The 16,363-nt window shown below is 73.0% G+C and carries 18 protein-coding genes; 5 read left to right on the top strand and 13 right to left on the bottom strand.

All coding sequences use genetic code 11. The annotated features are described in order from the left end of the window. Positions 1–174: 174 nt before the first annotated feature. Positions 175–942: a response regulator gene (locus tag M3147_RS09375; protein WP_251203196.1), complete on the bottom strand. Its 768-nt coding sequence runs from the start codon at positions 940–942 to the stop codon at positions 175–177. After that, a complete protein-coding gene (locus M3147_RS09370) occupies positions 939–2,264 on the bottom strand; it encodes a sensor histidine kinase (protein WP_251203195.1) in 1,326 nt (441 codons plus the stop codon). The genes M3147_RS09375 and M3147_RS09370 overlap by 4 nt, the downstream gene beginning before the upstream one ends. Positions 2,265–2,606: 342 nt before the next feature. Between M3147_RS09370 and M3147_RS09365 the strand changes: the two genes are divergently transcribed. Beyond that, positions 2,607–4,061 (top strand): MFS transporter, encoded by a 1,455-nt coding sequence (locus tag M3147_RS09365; protein ID WP_251203315.1) that lies wholly within the window; start codon positions 2,607–2,609, stop codon positions 4,059–4,061. Here M3147_RS09365 and M3147_RS09360 read toward each other — a convergent pair. The 4 genes from M3147_RS09360 to M3147_RS09345 form a co-directional block, all read right to left on the bottom strand. After that, a complete protein-coding gene (locus M3147_RS09360; protein WP_251203194.1) occupies positions 4,058–4,621 on the bottom strand; it encodes a dihydrofolate reductase family protein in 564 nt (187 codons plus the stop codon). The two genes, M3147_RS09365 and M3147_RS09360, sit on opposite strands and share 4 nt — an antisense overlap. Then, positions 4,621–5,085 (bottom strand): SRPBCC family protein, encoded by a 465-nt coding sequence (locus M3147_RS09355; RefSeq protein ID WP_251203193.1) that lies wholly within the window; start codon positions 5,083–5,085, stop codon positions 4,621–4,623. The genes M3147_RS09360 and M3147_RS09355 overlap by 1 nt, the downstream gene beginning before the upstream one ends. Continuing rightward, entirely contained in the window at positions 5,072–5,410 is a 339-nt protein-coding gene (locus M3147_RS09350; RefSeq protein ID WP_251203192.1) for an ArsR/SmtB family transcription factor, read from the bottom strand. Before M3147_RS09350 ends, M3147_RS09355 begins: the two co-directional genes overlap by 14 nt. Positions 5,411–5,491: 81 nt before the next feature. Further along, positions 5,492–5,875 (bottom strand): phage holin family protein, encoded by a 384-nt coding sequence (locus M3147_RS09345; RefSeq protein WP_251203191.1) that lies wholly within the window; start codon positions 5,873–5,875, stop codon positions 5,492–5,494. A 117-nt stretch (positions 5,876–5,992) separates the two neighbouring features. Between M3147_RS09345 and M3147_RS09340 the strand changes: the two genes are divergently transcribed. Further along, positions 5,993–6,925 (top strand): hypothetical protein, encoded by a 933-nt coding sequence (locus tag M3147_RS09340; RefSeq protein ID WP_251203190.1) that lies wholly within the window; start codon positions 5,993–5,995, stop codon positions 6,923–6,925. Between the two features lie 123 nt (positions 6,926–7,048). Here the strand turns inward: M3147_RS09340 and M3147_RS09335 are convergent, their stop codons facing one another. The 3 genes from M3147_RS09335 to M3147_RS09325 form a co-directional block, all read right to left on the bottom strand. Then, positions 7,049–7,315, bottom strand: coding sequence for an ArsR/SmtB family transcription factor (locus M3147_RS09335; protein ID WP_251203189.1), 267 nt, complete (start codon positions 7,313–7,315; stop codon positions 7,049–7,051). 76 nt (positions 7,316–7,391) lie between these two features. Beyond that, positions 7,392–8,063 carry an SDR family NAD(P)-dependent oxidoreductase gene (locus tag M3147_RS09330; protein WP_251203188.1) on the bottom strand — a complete coding sequence of 224 codons (672 nt, stop codon included), beginning with the start codon at positions 8,061–8,063 and terminating at the stop codon, positions 7,392–7,394. 97 nt (positions 8,064–8,160) lie between these two features. Further along, the gene (locus tag M3147_RS09325) at positions 8,161–9,615 is read right to left on the bottom strand and encodes a DUF6421 family protein (protein ID WP_251203187.1); all 1,455 of its coding nucleotides are present in this window, start codon (positions 9,613–9,615) and stop codon (positions 8,161–8,163) included. A gap of 296 nt (positions 9,616–9,911) precedes the next feature. Between M3147_RS09325 and M3147_RS09320 the strand changes: the two genes are divergently transcribed. Then, complete coding sequence (locus M3147_RS09320) at positions 9,912–10,412, top strand: hypothetical protein (RefSeq protein WP_251203186.1); 501 nt, start codon at positions 9,912–9,914, stop codon at positions 10,410–10,412. Positions 10,413–10,541: 129 nt separating this feature from the next. After that, positions 10,542–11,300, top strand: a complete 759-nt coding sequence (locus M3147_RS09315) for a DNA alkylation repair protein (protein ID WP_251203185.1) — start codon at positions 10,542–10,544, stop codon at positions 11,298–11,300. A 130-nt stretch (positions 11,301–11,430) separates the two neighbouring features. Here M3147_RS09315 and M3147_RS09310 read toward each other — a convergent pair whose 3' ends face one another. The 4 genes from M3147_RS09310 to M3147_RS09295 all read right to left on the bottom strand — a co-directional run bounded on the left by M3147_RS09310 (position 11,431) and on the right by M3147_RS09295 (position 15,438). After that, positions 11,431–12,453, bottom strand: a complete 1,023-nt coding sequence (locus M3147_RS09310; protein WP_251203184.1) for an ABC transporter permease — start codon at positions 12,451–12,453, stop codon at positions 11,431–11,433. A gap of 10 nt (positions 12,454–12,463) precedes the next feature. Beyond that, the gene (locus M3147_RS09305; protein ID WP_251203183.1) at positions 12,464–13,492 is read right to left on the bottom strand and encodes an aliphatic sulfonate ABC transporter substrate-binding protein; all 1,029 of its coding nucleotides are present in this window, start codon (positions 13,490–13,492) and stop codon (positions 12,464–12,466) included. Positions 13,493–13,533: 41 nt separating this feature from the next. Continuing rightward, complete coding sequence (locus M3147_RS09300; protein WP_251203182.1) at positions 13,534–14,406, bottom strand: ABC transporter ATP-binding protein; 873 nt, start codon at positions 14,404–14,406, stop codon at positions 13,534–13,536. A gap of 186 nt (positions 14,407–14,592) precedes the next feature. Further along, complete coding sequence (locus M3147_RS09295) at positions 14,593–15,438, bottom strand: exodeoxyribonuclease III (protein ID WP_251203314.1); 846 nt, start codon at positions 15,436–15,438, stop codon at positions 14,593–14,595. A 95-nt stretch (positions 15,439–15,533) separates the two neighbouring features. Here M3147_RS09295 and cofE point away from each other — a divergent pair, with 95 nt between their 5' ends. Next, positions 15,534–16,304 (top strand): coenzyme F420-0:L-glutamate ligase, encoded by a 771-nt coding sequence (gene cofE / locus M3147_RS09290; protein ID WP_251203181.1) that lies wholly within the window; start codon positions 15,534–15,536, stop codon positions 16,302–16,304. Positions 16,305–16,363 lie beyond the last annotated feature (59 nt).

Raw genomic sequence — 16,363 nt, 5'->3', positions numbered from 1 at the left:
GGCAGCCGGGATGCCTCCGGCATCCGCCGCACGACGGGTTCCCGTGGCCGCGCCGCCGTGCGCGTCCCCCCTGCGGGGGAGACCGGCTCTGCCCTGCTTCCCGCCCCCGCCCCCGGGTGGGAGGAGATCGACAGTTCCGGAGGTCTCCATCGCCGGAGGTGTCCTCCCTGCGCGTCAATCTCCTCCCGCGGGGGAGACCACCCCGTGCTCGTACGCGTAGACCACGGCGTGCACCCGGTCGCGCAGGCCGAGCTTCATCAGCACCTTCGACACGTGGCTCTTCACCGTCGCCTCGCCGACCCACATGCGCCCCGCGATCTCGGCGTTCGAGAGTCCCTCGGCCAGCAGCACGAGCACCTCGCGCTCCCGATCGGTCAGCGTGTCGAGTTCCGGCGGCGCGCTCGGGCGCGCGGGAGGGGCGGATGCCTCGTCGCCGGCGTCGGGCGCGGGAGCGGGCGCGGGCCGGCTCGAGGCATCCGTGGAGTTGTCCCCGCCGCTCCCGCCCGCCGCGAGCACGCCGTGCCGGCGAGCCGCCTCGATCACGCGCCGGGTGACGTCGGGCGCGAGCAGCGCCTCGCCGCCCGCGAGCACCTGCACGGCGTCGATGAGCCGTTCCGGGCTCGAGTTCTTCAGCAGGAAGCCGCTCGCGCCGGCCTCGAGCGCCGCGAACAGGTAGTCCTCGCGGTCGAAGGTCGTGAGCACGAGCACCGCGGCATCGACACGCGGATCGGCGGTCAGCCGGCGGGTGGCCTCGAGGCCGTCGACGTTCGGCATCTGCACGTCCATGCAGACGACGTCGGGCGCGAGCTCCAGGGTGCGGGCGACGGCGAGCTCGCCGTCCTCAGCCTCTCCGACGACCTCGATGCCGGGCTCCGAGTCGAGGATCGTGCGGAAGCCGGCGCGCACCAGGCTCTGGTCGTCCACGACGAGGACGCGGATCATCGACCGTCTCCGTTCGACCCCGGCCGCCGTGCGTCATGCTGCAGCGGGAACGCCGCACGCACCAGATACCCGCCGCGCGCACGAGGCCCGACCTCGAGTTCGCCGCCCGTCGCGGCGACGCGCTCCCGCATGCCGACGAGTCCGAGTCCGGCGGGCTCGGCCGAGGCCGATCCGCCGGCCGAGCGCCGCACGATACCGGTGTTCGCGACCTCGAGCTCGAGGCGCTCGGCCGTCCAGCGGACGCGCACATCGGCGGTCGCGGCGGCACCCGCGTGCTTGCGGACGTTCGTGAGCGCCTCCTGGGCGACCCGGTACGCACTGGCCTCGACGAGGGTCGGCGCCGGCCGGGGGTCGCCGACGACGGCGAACGCGGTCGGCAGCCCCACGGCGGTCGCTTCGGCGGCGAGGGCTTCGATCTGCGCGATGCCGAGCGTGCTGGCCGTGGGCTCGGGCTCGCCGTCGGCGCGCAGCGTGCCGAGCAGCGCGTGCAGCTCGGTCACGGCCTCACGGGAGCTCGTCTCGATCGCGGAGAGGGCGTCGCTCGCGGCATCCGGATCCGAGGAGAGCACGCGTCGCGCCGCGCCCGCCTGCACGCCGATCACGGAGACGTGGTGCGCGACGACGTCGTGCAGCTCCCGGGCGATCCGCACACGCTCGAGCGCGACCGCCTGGCGACGCGATCGTTCGCGTTCGGCGGCGAGCTCGGCGGTGCGCTGCTCGAGCGCCGCCCGCTCGCGGGCCGAACGGTAGCTCGCGTCGCCGAAGTACCAGGCCCCGCCGAAGTAGAGCAGGTTCGTCAGCACATTCACGAGGCCGTACGCCAGGTACGGCGAGAGGACGCCCTCCCGGCCGAGCTCGGGGGCCACCTCCTGGACGGTCGAGAAGAAGATCAGCGACCAGAGCAGCCAGCCGAACATCGCGACGACGATCACGAGGCGCACCACGAACGCGCGGCGGCGGCTGCGGCCCCACGCGCCGACGGTGTAGATCCCGATGAAGAGGGCGATGTTGCTGAACAGCGCTTCGCTCACGTACAGCACCGCGCCCGTGATGAAGGCCGCGGAGGCCACGATCGCGACGAGGTCCGGGAACCGGCGGCGCAATGCGAGCGGGAGCGTCATCGCCGCGGCCCAGAGCAGCGACGCCCACCAGGGGCCGTCGTCGTTGTAGCCCGTCGCGCGGTAGAGCACGAGGCTCGCGGCGCTGGCGACGGCGAGGACGAGGGCGAGCAGGAGGTCGTTGCGCAGCTGCCGTCTCGTCGGGCCCTGACGGACCCACTCGACGCCCTCGATCACGGGCGGGGCTGGGGGCGGCTGCTGCATCCCATCACGCTAGCGGGGCGGATGCCTCGGGGCATCCGTCGCGCGGGGGAGGTGGCGCGCCCGCCGCGCCCCGGGAGGGCCATTCGGCCGGAGTTCACCTCCCTGGCGGTCGAACTCCTCCCGCGGGGCGCGTTGCGCGTCGGGCGGACCCTGCCCGGGGTACCGGATGTCGGCGGTGGTGGGTACCCTCGCACCGTGGACGAGCAGCGCCGCCCGACGGCTGACGAAGGCACGGCACCGGGAGTGCCGGTGTCCGCGGTCGCGGCTGCTGCCGAGAGCGTGCCGCCCGCGCCGGGCGCGCCCGCCGCATCGGCACCCGCGCCGACGCCGCCCGCCAACGGCATGCGCACCTTCGCCCAGGTGCTCGTCAACACGATGGTGGCGAACGTCACCACGAGCTTCCTCTGGTTCGCACTCACCTTCTGGGTCTACCTCGAGACGAAGTCCGTGCTCGCGACCGGCATCATCGGCGGCGCGTACATGCTCTTCATCGCGTTCTTCTCCATGATCTTCGGCACGATCGTCGACCGGCATCGCAAGTACCGGGTCATGATGCTGTCGAGCGTCGTCACGCTGGCGTCCTTCGCGCTCGCCGGGCTGCTGTACCTGCTCCAGCCCGAGCGGGCACTGCTCGACCTCGGCGGCCCGTGGTTCTGGGTGTTCACGGGCATCATCCTGTTCGGCGCCGTGGTCGAGCACCTGCGCAACATCGCGCTGTCCACGACGGTGACGCTGCTCGTGCCCGTCGAACGGCACGCCAACGCGAACGGCCTGGTGGGCACCGTGCAGGGGCTCGCCTTCATCGTGACGAGCGTGTTCTCCGGCCTCGCGGTCGGTCTGCTCGGCATGGGCGGCACGATGATCATCGCGGTGGGGCTCACCTTCGTCTCGGTGCTGCACCTGCTCTTCGTGCGCATCCCGGAAGCGAAGCCCGTGGTCGAGGCGGGCCGGTCGCCGGCCATCGACTTCCGGGGCAGCATCGCGGCGATCCGACTGGCGCCGGGCCTGTTCGCGCTCATCCTGTTCTCGACGTTCAACAACCTCATCGGCGGCGTCTACATGGCGCTGATGGACCCGTACGGCCTCACCCTGTTCGAGGTGGAGTGGTGGGGCGTCGTCTTCGGCGTCGCGTCGACGGGCTTCATCGTGGGCGGCCTGATCATCGCCAAGTGGGGCCTCGGGCGCAATCCGATCCGAACGATGCTGCTGGTCGTGATCGGCATGGGAATCCTCGGGGCGTTCTTCACCGTGCGCGAGTGGTGGTGGCTGTACGCGGTCGGCATCTGGCTCTACATGGCGCTCGTGCCGGCCGTCGAGGCCGCCGAGCAGACCGTCATCCAGAAGGTCGTGCCGTTCACCAAGCAGGGCCGCGTCTTCGGCTTCGCGGCCGCGTTCGAGGCGGCGGCGGCGCCGATCACGGCGTTCCTCATCGCACCGATCGCGGAGTTCTGGATCATCCCGTTCATGCGCTCCGACGCCGGCTACGAGACCTGGGGCTGGCTGCTCGGCGACGGCGAGGCGCGCGGTATCGCCCTGGTGTTCCTCGTCAGCGGACTCGCGACGGCCGCCCTCGGGCTCGCCGCCTTCGCCACCAGGGCGTACCGCACGCTCTCGGCCGAGTACCGCACGGCCGACGCGACGACGCCCGACGAGGCGCAGGCCGGCGAACCGCAGCCGGGCGAACCGCAGCCAGGCGAACCGCAGCCGGGCCAACCGCAGCCAGGTGAGGCGACGCCCGGCGAGGCGCGGGCCGGCGAACCTGAGGTCCACGCCGACCCGGCCCGTGGATCCGGCTAGCGCGCCAGCCGGTAGGTGAGCCCGAGGTGCCCGGTGGGGAAGCTCACCACGTGATCGAGCGCCAGGCGCTGCAGGGCGAGCGCGTTCGGGGTGAACGAGCGCCCGGCCCCGAGCAGCACCGGCACGACGCGCAGGCGCAGCGTGTCGACGAGTCCGGCCTCGAGCAGTGCGTCGGCGAGCTGCAGACTGCCCCAGACGATCACGTGCTCGCGCTCCGCCTTCAACGCCGCGACCGAGTCCGCCGGGTCGCCGCGCAGCAGCGTCGCCTCGCCGTCGCCCCAGGGCGCACGCTCGAGCGAGTTCGACACGACCCACTTCGGCAGCCGGGCGATCGGCTCGGCGACGGGCTCCGCCACCGGGTCGGCCGCGGGCCAGTACTCGGCGAACATGCGGTAGCTGTTCGCGCCGAGCAGGATGGCGTCGACATCCTCGAGGTAGGCGAGCTGGTCGTCGTCGGTCACGTCGAAGGCGGGCACCGCCTCGACGAAGTCCAGCCCGCCCTGTTCGTCGGCCGCGTAGCCGTCGGCCGAGACGATCTGCTCGAGCGTCAGGCGGCCCATCAGCGCGCCCCGTTCGCGAGGTGCTCGTCGAGCACGTCGAACGCGGAGGCCCAGCCGTCGTAGACGTCGTCGTCGCCGGGGCCCGCCGCGATGCCCACGAGGTGGAACAGCATCTCGGTGCGCTCGCCGTCGAGTTCGCGCAGGAGCACCGTGATGAGCGGGGCCGCGTCGTCGGCATCCTCCGGCGAACCCCAGGTGAAGGCGAGCCGCTCGGGCGGTCGCACCTCGCGGTAGACGCCGGCGGTCGGGTAGCGGGAGCCGTCCGCGGGATTCACCATCGTGTAGCGGTACCGCCCGCCGGGGCGCACGTCGAGCTCGACGCTGCCCTCCTCGACGTCGATGCCGCGCGGATGCCACCACGTGACGGCCTGCTCCGGCTGGGTCCAGGCGCGCCAGACGAGGGCGCGGGGCGCGTCGAGGATGCGGGTGATCGTGAACTGCGGTCGGTCGTCAGGCGCGGTCATCGCCGGTTCCCTTCAGTCGGCGGAGTTGCTCGTCGAGCAGATCGAAGCGCTCGTTCCACTCGCCGCGGTGGCGTTCGACCCACTCGGATGCCTCGTCGAGGGGCTCCGTGCGCAGCGTGCAGCTGCGCCATTGCGCCTGCGCGGCGCGCTCGATGAGCCCGGCGCGCTCGAGCACCTTGAGGTGCTGCGAGATCGCTGGCCGGCTGATCTCGAACGGTTCGGCCAGCTCCCCGACGGTCGCGGCTCCCACGCGGAGCCGCGAGAGCATCGCGCGGCGGGTCGGGTCGGCGAGGGCCTGGAAGACGAGGCTGAGCCGGTCGGTCATGTAAGCAACTCCTTAATTAAGGATTTGTTTAAATTAGCCCGACCGCGGCGCGGTGTCAAGGCATCCGTCCGAAGCCCGCCGTCACGTGCGCTTCTCGGCGCGATGCTTCAGGAAGATGAGCGGCAGCAGCCATCCGCCGAGCGCGGTGATGATCCACACGACGAGCGTCGCGAGGACCCAGGTGACCGCGCCGTCGATGTGGATGCCTCCCGGGAACAGGGAGGCGATCAGCAGCGCGAGGAAGGTCGTCACCAGGCCGATGCCGCCGAGCACCGCCGACGCGTACTGGCGGGCGAGATTGAAGACGAACGGTCCGAGGATCGCCTGGGCCACCGAGAACACGATGATCGCGACCAGGAAGCCGCCCCACTCGAGGTGGAAATCGGGAAGCACCCACGAGGCGACGAGGAGGCCGAGTGCGGCCGTGACGAGCGAGATCGCCAGCCGGATCAGAAAGCGCACCATGGCGCGAGCGTATCGTGCGGCGCCCGCCTGAAGGGGGCGGGCGGTGGGCTCCGCCGGTCGGAGCGGGCGAAATGCCCCCCTTGCCGGGGGAGGAACCCTCGCCTACGGTGGAAAGGGATGCCTCGACCGCGCGATGTTCCTCGTGCGCTGCGTCCCGAGCGGACCCGGCGCGGCGCGGCGACCGCGCAGACCGGCTCCACCCGCATCGGCGTCGAGCCGCACCGCAGGCACGCGCACCGGGACCGGCCGTCGCGGGTCTCGGGGCCGATGCTCGCCATCGCCGCGGCCGGCGTCGCCGCGCTCTGCACGGTCGGCGCGGTGATCGGCGTGCACGCCGCGATCGGCGACAACGACGGCCCCGCCGTGCAGCTCGCCCACCGCGGTGTCGACCTCCGACCCGATGCGGAGCGCGGGGGCGCGGCGGAGCAGAACGACGGCTCGGCGGCCGGGTCCCCCGAGGCGCCGGCGCCGAGCGCCCCGCCCACGGTGCCCTCGACCCCGCTGCCGACGCTCCCAGCCCCGGCGCCCTCGCCCGAGCCGTCGCCGAGCCCGCGCCCGGAGCGGCCGTCACCATCACCGTCGCCGAAGCCGACCCCGTCGACGCCGCCCACGAACCCGTACCTCGACCCCGCCGATCCGCGCTTCGTCTCCGAGAGTGACCGTGCGGCGTGGTCCACCGGACAACGGGCGGTGCGCGCGTGCATGGCCGAGGCCGGCTTCGAGTACCGCGAGTGGGAGTGGTGGAACGGCGGTACCCCGAAGCCCGCCGGGCTCGACGAGCAGACCGACACCGCCTGGCGCTTCGCGCTGCAGGGCGATGAGGGAACCGCGGGGTGCGCCGTGGCGGCGGGCGACGCGCCCTCCATTCCTCCGGAGGCTGTGCCGCCGGGGCTCAGCCCCGAGGGCGTGCCCCCGTCGGTGCCGCCCGAGTCGGGCGTCGCGCCCGGCGCCGGCACTGCGCCCGCGCCGGAGGGCGTCGAACGGTCGGATGCCGCCGAGTCTTCCCGGGGCGCCGCAGTGCCGGACGACGACGCGACGACCGCGCCCTAGCCGCGGCGGCCGTCCGCGGTGCCGGCGCTCAGCCCGCGGTGCCGGGTCCCAGCCCGCGGTGCCGGGGCTCAGCCGCAGTGCCGCGGTGCCGGGGCTCAGCCGCAGTGCCGCGGTGCGCGGCGCTCAGCCCGCGAGCGCCTCTTCGGCGACGAGCGGTTCGATCCACTCGAACACCGGCTCGAGCGCATCGCGGCGGAGCCGGTGCATGGTCGCCTGGTCGACCCGGCGCGCCCGCACGAGGCCGCTGCGGCGCAGGATGTCGAGATGCCGCGACGCGGTGGAGCGGGAGACCTCGATCCGATCCGCGAGTTCGGTGATCGACACCCAGTGCGCGCCGTTCAGCACCTCGAGGAGGTCCCGTCTGACCGGGTGTGCGATGGCATCGAACACGGTCGATCGTTGACGGAGCACGGGCGCTCTCCCCTCTGAGTTCCGCAGCGAGCCTACCCGAGCGGTGACGCCACGCTCACTCCGCCGAGAGCGTCTCCACCCGACCGTTGAGCGCCGAGGCATCCTCGCGCCAGAGCGCGACGACCCGCTCGGCGAAGCGCTCCTCGAGCCCCTCGAGCGCCTTCACCCGGAAGGTGACGGCCGCGCCGCGGTCGCCGGCCTTGCCGAGGCCCTGCGCGACGCTCTGCATCCACGACTCGCTCGCGGCCTTGACCGCCGTGTAGTTGGCGCCACCGGCGGTCGGGTGCTCGATGGTCGTCGAGGAAATGATCGTGATCCGCCCGGCGGAGGAGCCGACGAGGTCGTCCCACAGGGCGCGGCTGAGGTGGCGCAGCGCGGAGAAGGAGCGCTCGAGCACGCGGTAGTCCTCCTCGGTCTGCCCGGGGAGCCCGCCGCCGCCCCGCCAGCCGCCGACGAGGTGCACGACGCCGTCGACGTCGCCGACACGACCGTGCACCCGCATCGCGAGCGGCCAGACCTGCTGCTGATCGGTGAGGTCGGCGAGCTCGGTCACGAGTCCGGGGAACTCGGCCGCCATCGCCTCGAGCCGCCCCCGGTCGCTGCCGACCGCGACGACGATCGCGCCCGCGTCGAGCAGCGCGCGCGCGACCGCGCGGCCGGACGCGCTCGTCGCACCCGCGATCAGCACGACCCGGCCCGCGGGTCCGTTCGTCGAGTCATCCACCATGTCGTTCTCCATCCGCGTGCTCCATCGAAAGCGAATCACCCCGAGCGCCGGAACGGAAGCTCCGTGTGCGCCCGGGGTGATCCGGTGAATCCAGGGCTCAGGCCTCGGCGTCGCCCGTGATGCCGACCGTCGACTCGATGACCGGCTTCATCTTCTTGTCGAGGGCCTCGAAGAACATCGACAGCGGGAACTCGTCGTCCATCACGAGGTCGGTGTAGCCCTTCGGCGGCCCGGCGAGCACCTCGCGCGGCAGGCCCTCGGCCCACACCGACGCGGGGTTCGGCGTGACCACCGAGGTGACGAGCTCGTAGGCCTTCAGCCAGTGCACCGTCTTCGGGCGGTCGATCGACTCCCAGTAGAGCTGGTCGATCGCGTCGCCGAGCTCGACGACCGCGTCGGCGACGGCGTCCCAGTCGAAGCTCAGCTCGACGTCGCGCCACTCCAGCACGTGCTTCTGGTGCAGCCACGCGAACAGCAGCTGCCCGCCGAGGCCGTCGTAGTTGCGCACCCGGCTGCCGGTGATCGAGAAGCGGAAGATGCGGTCGAAGATGACCGCGTACTGCACGAGCTTGCCGGTCGAGCGCATCTGCTCCTCGATGTCGGTGAGCTCCTCGCCGGCCGCGAGACGGGCGTCGAGCGCACGCTGGATCTTGACCGACTCACGGAACGCGGTGAGGTCGCAGCGCAGCTCCTCCAGCGAGTAGAGGAAGAACGGCATGCGCTGCTTGATCATGAACGGGTCGAACGGCAGGTCGCCGCGCATGTGGGTGCGGTCGTGGATGATGTCCCACATCACGAAGGTGCGCTCGGCGAGCTCCTGATCGCCCAGGAGGCTCGCGGCATCCTCGGGCAGTTCGAGCTTCGTGATCTCGCTCGCCGCGCGCACGACGCGGCGGTAGCGGGCCGCCTCGCGGTCCTGGAAGATCGCGCCCCAGGTGAACTGGGGGATCTCGCGCATCGCGACCGTCTCGGGGAAGAGCACCGCCGAGTTCGTGTCGTAGCCGGGCGTGAAGTCGACGAGGCGCAGGCTCACGAAGAGCTTGTTGCCGTAGTCGCCGGCCTCGAGCGCGGCGATGAACTCCGGCCAGATCGTCTCGACGACGAGCGCCTCGACGTGGCGCTCCGACGAGCCGTTCTGCGTGTACATCGGGAACACGACGAGGTGGCGGATGCCGTCGACGCGGTGCCGCTGCGGCTGGAACTCGACGAGCGAGTCGAGGAAGTCGGGGATGCCGAAGCCCTCGCCCTGCCACCTGCGGAAGTCGGCCTGCAGCGCCGTGAGGTAGGCGGCCTCGTGCGGGAAGCGCGGGGCGAGCGCGGCGACGGACTCGACGATCGTGTCGACGAGCGCGGATGCCTCGGGGCGGTCGGTCTCGACCGGCACCGAGCCGTCCTTCACCTGGAGCGCCTGCAGCCGGGTCGCCGCGTCCTTCAGCGCGAGCCAGGCGGGGTCCTGCTCGACCCCGGCCGCGAGGGCGATCGCCTCCGGCGACACCGCGTCCTCCAGGACCTCGGGTTCGCCAACGATGGTGTCAAGAGTGGTCTGTGACATTCGGAACCTCCCGTCGTCGTGGTGGTCTGCGGCAGCGCGGAATCGCCGCCCATCCCAGGGTAGGCGCACGCGCTCTGCGATTGGTTGCGGTGCGACGCGGGAATATTGCGCCGATCGCGCGATCCGCGCTGGCGATCGCCAGCCCGCACACGAATCCGATAGCGGACGCATAGGGGATGCATAGCGTGCGTGCGTACCGTCGCTCGAGGCCGGGCGACGGACTCCTCCGCACCGGCCCGGCGCACCGGCATCCGGATCGGCGTCCGCCGAACTCGACCAGACGAAACGAGTCCCACATGACCCACACCCGCCCCTCCGCCGCCGTCGCGCTCGTCGTGCCGACGATCGCCCTCGCCGGCTCCGCCGTCGTGACGGTGATCGGCGCCATGTGGACGTCGCAGGCGAACACCACGCTCAACGCCGCGCTCACGAGCGGCACCGGCACCGCCGTCGACGTCTACGGCAGCCAGTCGGAGATCGTCGTGTCGTCGGGGCTGCTCACCGGCGGCATCGTCGGCCTCGTCGTCTCGCTCGCGCTGTTCGCGGTGCTGATCGGCTTCGGCGCGCTCTCGCGGCGGACCCCTGCGCCGGCGCTCGCCGCCGAGCCGGCGTTCGCCGACGAGGAACACGTCGACGAGGTCGTCGTCGAGGAGACGACCGTGGTGGAGGCCGAGCCGGGCGCCGAGCCGGCCGAGCCCGCCGAGCCCGCGCGGGCCGCCGACCCCGCCGACCCGGCCGAGCCCGCCGACCCGGCCGACCCGGCCGAGCCGGCCGCGCCCGGCGCACCGCGGGGCTGACCCGCCTCACACAACTCAGGAACGCCCGACCGGCGCCCCGCGCGATTCCGCGGGCGCGCCGACCGGGCGCTCCGCCGAATCGGCAGATCTTCCTGAGTTGTGTGATGGGTCGGGCGGTACGGTACTGGGGTGGCTGAACTGCTCACCGCGGCCCAGGTGCGGGCGGCGCTCGCCGCGGCATCCTCCCCCGAGCGCGCCGCCGGAGCCGCACGCTTCTTCAAGACCGGGCCCGGCGAGTACGCCGCGGGCGACGTGTTCATCGGGGTCACCGTCCCGGCGACCCGCGCCATCGTGCGCCGGGCGCTCGCGCTCCCCGCGTCAGAGACCGCCGAGCTCGTCGCCAGCCCGATCCATGAGGAGCGGCTCGCCGGGCTGCTCGTCATGGTCGAACGGTTCCGCCGCGCCGGTCGGGCCCGCAGCCGCGACGACGCCGCGCGCCTCGCCGAGCACGAGGCCTACCTCGAGGCCGTGCGCGCCGGCCGGGTCGACAACTGGGACCTCGTCGACGCGAGTGCCGAGTACCTCCTCGGCGAGGTCGTCTACGCCGAGCTGCCCGCCGCCGAGCCGGTGCCGCCGCTCGTCGCGGAGCTCGCGGCATCCGCCTCGCTGTGGCAGCGCCGGGTGGCCGTGCTCGCGACGTTCGCCGCGATCAAGGGCGGGGATGCCGCGCCCACCCTCGCCCTCGCCGAGACGCTCCTCGACGACCCCGAGCCGTTGCTGCACAAGGCCGTCGGCTGGATGCTGCGCGAGGTCGGCAAGCGGGTCGACCGGGCCGCCCTCACCGAGTTCCTCGAGCGCTTCGCCGCGCGGATGCCGCGCACCATGCTCTCCTACGCCACCGAGCACCTGACCCCGGAGGAGCGGGCCGCGTACCGCGCCTGCCGCTGAGCGGCCTCCGCGCACAGAACTCAGGAACGGGCCCCGGCCGATCGGCGCCGTTCCGCGGATGCCGCGATACCACGCCGCGCATAACGGCCAGATGTTCCTGAGTTGTGTGAGTGGGGGAGGCGGCGGGGGCTCAGGCCCACTTGCGCACGGCCCAGCGCTCGAACAGGCCGACGACGGCGTCGCTCAGCTTGCCGAGCACGGCGAGCAGGATGATCGCGAGGAAGATCCGGTCGATCCGGCCGTTGTTGCCGGAGTCCACGAGCAGGAAGCCGAGCCCCATCGAGCTCGCGATGAGCTCCGCCGCGACGAGGAACAGCCACGACTGCGCGAGCGCGAGCCGCAGCGCCGAGACGACCGAGGGCACCGCGGCGGGCAGCTGCACCACCGACAGCAGCCGCACGCCGCGCAGGCCGAACGCCCGCCCGGCCTCGAGCAGCTGCCGGTCGACGTGCCGCAGCGCGGCCGCGACGACCGTGTACACGGGGAAGAAGGCGCCGATCGCGATGAGCACGACCTTCGACTCCTCGCCGATCTTCAGCCACAGGATGAGCAGCGGCACCCAGGCGAGCGAGGGCACCGCGCGGATCGCGCCGAGCGTCGGCGAGAGCAGGAGGTCGCCGAGTTTCGACAGCCCCACGACGGCGCCGACGACGAGGCCGAGCGCCGCGCCGACGGCGAAGCCGATGAACACGCGCTGCGTCGAGATCGCGACGTAGAGGCCCAGCAGGCCGCGCTCGGCGAGATCGACTCCGGCCGTCCACACCATCTCGGGGCTCGGCAGCATCGACACCGGCACGGCGCCCGAGGTCGAGGCGAGCTGCCACGCGACGAGCAGCCCGAGCGGCAGCAGCGCGCCGCCCGCGATCCGGAACCAGCGCCGGTCGGCGAGACGGCGGCGCGTCGAGACGGCGGATGCCCCGGCCGGACCGGCGCTGCCGGCACCACCGCTCCGGCGGCCGGATGCCTCGCGCCGGTCGATCCCGGAGACGCCGAGCGGCCCGGCCACGGCGACCGCGAGGCCGCCGTCGGCGACGGGCGCGTTCGACTGCCGGTCGACCGAGGTCACGCCCGCAGGGCCGTCCTCGGCGCCGGTGCGGCCGGCGCCGGGGTCCGTGCTCGTGCGCGCGCCGCCGCGCGAGGCATCCGCCGTCATCGGATCGGCCCTACTCGAAGCGCGACGCGTCGGCCTTGGCCGCGAACTCGTCGTTGATGAGCGAGCCGAGCGCGGCGTCGACCTGGTCCTGGCTGGCGACGTCGCCGAGCTCGACGAAGATCGGGCCGATCTTCTCGAGCACCGCGACCTGCGCGTCGCCCGGCACATGGTCGACGTCGAGATTCGTGCGCTCGTCGATCACCTTGGTGGCCACGGCGAGGTCGAGGCCCGCGACATCGGCGAGGATCTGCGCCGTCTCCTCGGGGTTCTCCTGGGCCCACTGGCGGGCGTGCTCGTACGCGTCGACGACGGCCTGCGCGACCTCGGGCTTGTTCTGGATGAAGTCCTCGGTGGCGTTCAGGAAGCCGTAGGAGTTGAAGTCGACGTTCCGGTAGAACAGCGTCGCGCCCTGCTCCTCGGCTCCGGCCATGATCGGGTCGAGGCCCGCCCAGGCCTGCACCGAGCCGTTCTGCAGCGCGGCCCAGCCGTCGGCGTGCTGGAGGTTCTGCACGGTGATGTCGGAGGCCTGGAGGCCCTCGGCCTCGAGCGACTGCAGCAGGAAGAAGTACGGGTCGGTGCCCTTCGTCGCGGCGACCTGCTTGCCTTTGAGGTCGGCGACCGAGGAGACCCCGGTGCCGTCGACCGTGACGAGCGCGGCCCACTCGGGCTGCGAGAAGAGGTCGATGACCTGGATCGGCGAGTCGTTCGAGCGGGCGAGCAGGGCGGCGGAGCCGGCGGTCGAGCCGACCTCGATCGCGCCGGCGCGCAGCGCCTCGTTCGCCTTGTTCGATCCGGCCGACTGCACCCAGGTGACGTCGAGCCCGGCGTCCTCGAGCCAGCCCTGGTCCTTGATGACGAGGCTCAGCGGGTTGTAGGTGGCGAAGTCGATCGCGAGCGTCTGGCCCTCGAGCGAGCCGGACTCGGCGCTCGGGGCCGGCTCGGCGGCCTGGCCTTCGCCGGCGACGCAGCCGGAGAGCAGCAGGGCGCTCGCGGCGGCGCCCGCGACGAGCGCGGTGCGGATGAGACTGGTGCGGGACATGTGACTCCTCGGGGGTGGGGTGCAGACGGGGCCCGGCGCGCTCAGTAGGGGAACGCCGGGATGGTGCTGGTGGCCTGGATGCCGCGGGCGGCGCCGTGCCGGTCGATGCCGAGCCCGTCGAGCAGTCGGCCGCGGAGCTCGGCGAGCTCGGCGGAGCCGCGGTCGCGCGGCCGGGTGCCGGGCACGACGACGGTCTGGCGGATGCCCGCGCCCGGCGCCGCGTCCGTCGACGCCGCACCGTCGGGGCCCGGCTCCGTGCCGAGCACGACGATGCGGTCGGCGAGCTGGAGCGCCTCGTCGACGTCGTGCGTCACGAGCAGCACCGTGGTGGGCTCCGCCGCGTGGATCTCGAGCAGCAGGTCCTGCATGCGCAGCCGGGTCAGGGCGTCGAGCGCGCCGAAGGGCTCGTCGAGCAGCAGCACGTGCGGCGACCGGGCGAGGGCCCGGGCGAGCGAGGTGCGCTGCGCCATCCCGCCGGAGATCTCGCGCGGCCGGTGCTCGGCGAACTCGGCGAGCCCGACGAGCTCGAGCAGGCGCGCGACGTGCGCCCGGCCCGCGGCGCGCGCGGTGCCACGGGGCAGGCCGAGGGCGACGTTCTGGGCGACGGTGCGCCAGGGCAGCAGCCGGGGCTCCTGGAAGCCGATCGCGCTGCGCGCGTCGTAGTCGCCGACGGGGCTGCCGGCGATCGTCACCCACCCGCTCGTCGGCCGGTCGAGGCCGCCCGCGATGCGCAGGAGGGTCGACTTGCCGCAGCCGCTCGGGCCGAGGATCGCGAGGATCTCACCGGCCTCGACGACGAGGTCGATCCCTCGCAGCACCGGCCGGTCGCCCGAGGCGGTCGGGAACGCGCGACCGACGCCGCGGAACTCCACGGGCAGCGCGGCTGCGCTCGTGCTCGTCGGCGTCGCTGGCATCTGGGCTCCCGGGTTCCGGGCTCGCCGGAACCGATCGGCGGCGCCCATCGGGGGAGATCAGCGCGCGGGGCGGTGGTGGATGCCCCGACGGTACCCAGCCGGTGCCGCGCTGTCAGCCCGGTGCGACCCATGGCGTAACACGGGCCCGTCGGGCCTCGCACGAGCCCGCCCGGCGCGAGGTGCCGCTCAGCCGAAGATCATCGGCAGGTCGCCGTCGTCGTCGCCACCGAGCTCGAGCTCGACGAGCACCGGCACGTGGTCGCTCGGGGCGTCGCCCTTGCGCTCGTCGCGGTGGATCGACGCGCTCGTGACGGCCTCGGCGAAGGCCTCGGAGCCGAGGATGAAGTCGATGCGCATGCCCTCGTTGCGGGGGAAGCGGAGCTGCTTGTAGTCCCAGTAGGTGAACAGGCCCTCGGGCACTCGGGCGCGCACCACGTCGCTGACCCCGGCGTTCTCGAGCGTGAAGAACGCCTCGCGCTCGGCCGGCGAGACGTGCGTCGTCTGGCCGACGATCACGGTGGGGTCGCCGTTGTCGACGTCGAGCGGGGCGACGTTGAAGTCGCCCATGAGCGCGAACGGCACCTCGGGATGTGCGCTCGTCTGGGCCCGGGTGTACTCGGTGAGCGCCGCGTACCAGTCGAGCTTGTAGGTGTAGTGCGGGTCGCCGAGCGCGCGGCCGTTCGGCACGTAGAGGCTCCAGAGCCGTACGCCGTCGACCGTCGCGCCGATCGCGCGCGCCTCGCGGGGCAGATCGGGGCCCTCGTGGCCCTTCAGGAAGCCGGGCATGCCGGGGAACTCGTGCTCGACGTCGCGGATCGGCGCGCGGCTCGCGATGGCGACGCCGTTCCACTGGTTGAGCCCGTGGATCGCGAGCTCGTAGCCGGCCTGCTCGAACGCCTCGTGCGGGAACTGCTCGGGCTTGCACTTGATCTCCTGCATCGCGAGCACGTCGACGTCTTCGCGCACCATCCAGTCGACGACACGGCCGACGCGGGTGCGGATCGAGTTGACGTTCCAGGTGGCGATGCGCATGGGATCCAGCGTATCCGCCGCGTCCGGCGCCACCGGCACGGTGATGCCCGCGCGCGGCATTGCTGCCATGATCGAAGCCGAGCGAGGAGGCGACGATGGGATTCAGCGTCGAAGGCGTCGAGGGCATCGGCGAGATCACGGCGGGCGCCGATCTGGCGGCGATCATCGCGGGGGCGGCCTCGCTCGAGGACGGCGACATCCTCGTCGTCACCTCGAAGATCGTCTCCAAGGCCGAAGGGCGGATCGTCGAGGCATCCGATCGCGAGGCGGCGATCACCGCCGAGACGGTGCGCGTCGTCGCGACACGGGAGTACGACGGCGGGGTCACCCGCATCGTCGAGAACCGCCAGGGCATCGTCGGCGCGGCCGCCGGTGTGGACGCCTCGAACTCGCCCGACGGCACGGTGCTGCTGCTGCCCGTCGACCCCGACGGCTCGGCCCGCGCGCTCGCGACCGGGCTGCGTGAGCTCACCGGCCGCCGCATCGGCGTCATCCTCTCCGACACCCTCGGCCGGCCCTGGCGCGAGGGGCAGACCGACATCGCGATCGGCGCGGCCGGGGTGCACGTCTTCGACGACCTGCGCGGGCAGGTGGATGCCTCGGGCAAGGCGCTCGCGGTGACCATGCCGTGCGTCGCCGACGAGCTCGCGGGCGCCGGGGAGCTCGTCAAGGGCAAGAGCGCGGGCGTGCCGGTCGCCGTGGTGCGCGGGCTCGGGCGCTACGTCGGAGACCTCGATCTGCCCGGCGCCCGGTCCATCCAGCGGCCCTCCGACCGCGACCTGTTCCGGCTCGGCGCCGACGAGGCGTACGACGAGGGATACCGCGCCGGCTTCGACGAGGCGCAGGCGGAGGGCGGCGAGCGCTGAGCCCGGTGCCGCGGTCCGTCCTCCCGCGCATCCGCAATTCTGGATCCAATCTGCGTGCC

It is taken from the genome of Agromyces mediolanus, assembly GCF_023715325.1.
Classification (GTDB): Bacteria; Actinomycetota; Actinomycetes; order Actinomycetales; family Microbacteriaceae; genus Agromyces; species Agromyces mediolanus_A.
Note: the sequence above shows the minus strand (reverse complement) of the source record. Positions and strands in the feature narration are given on the sequence as shown.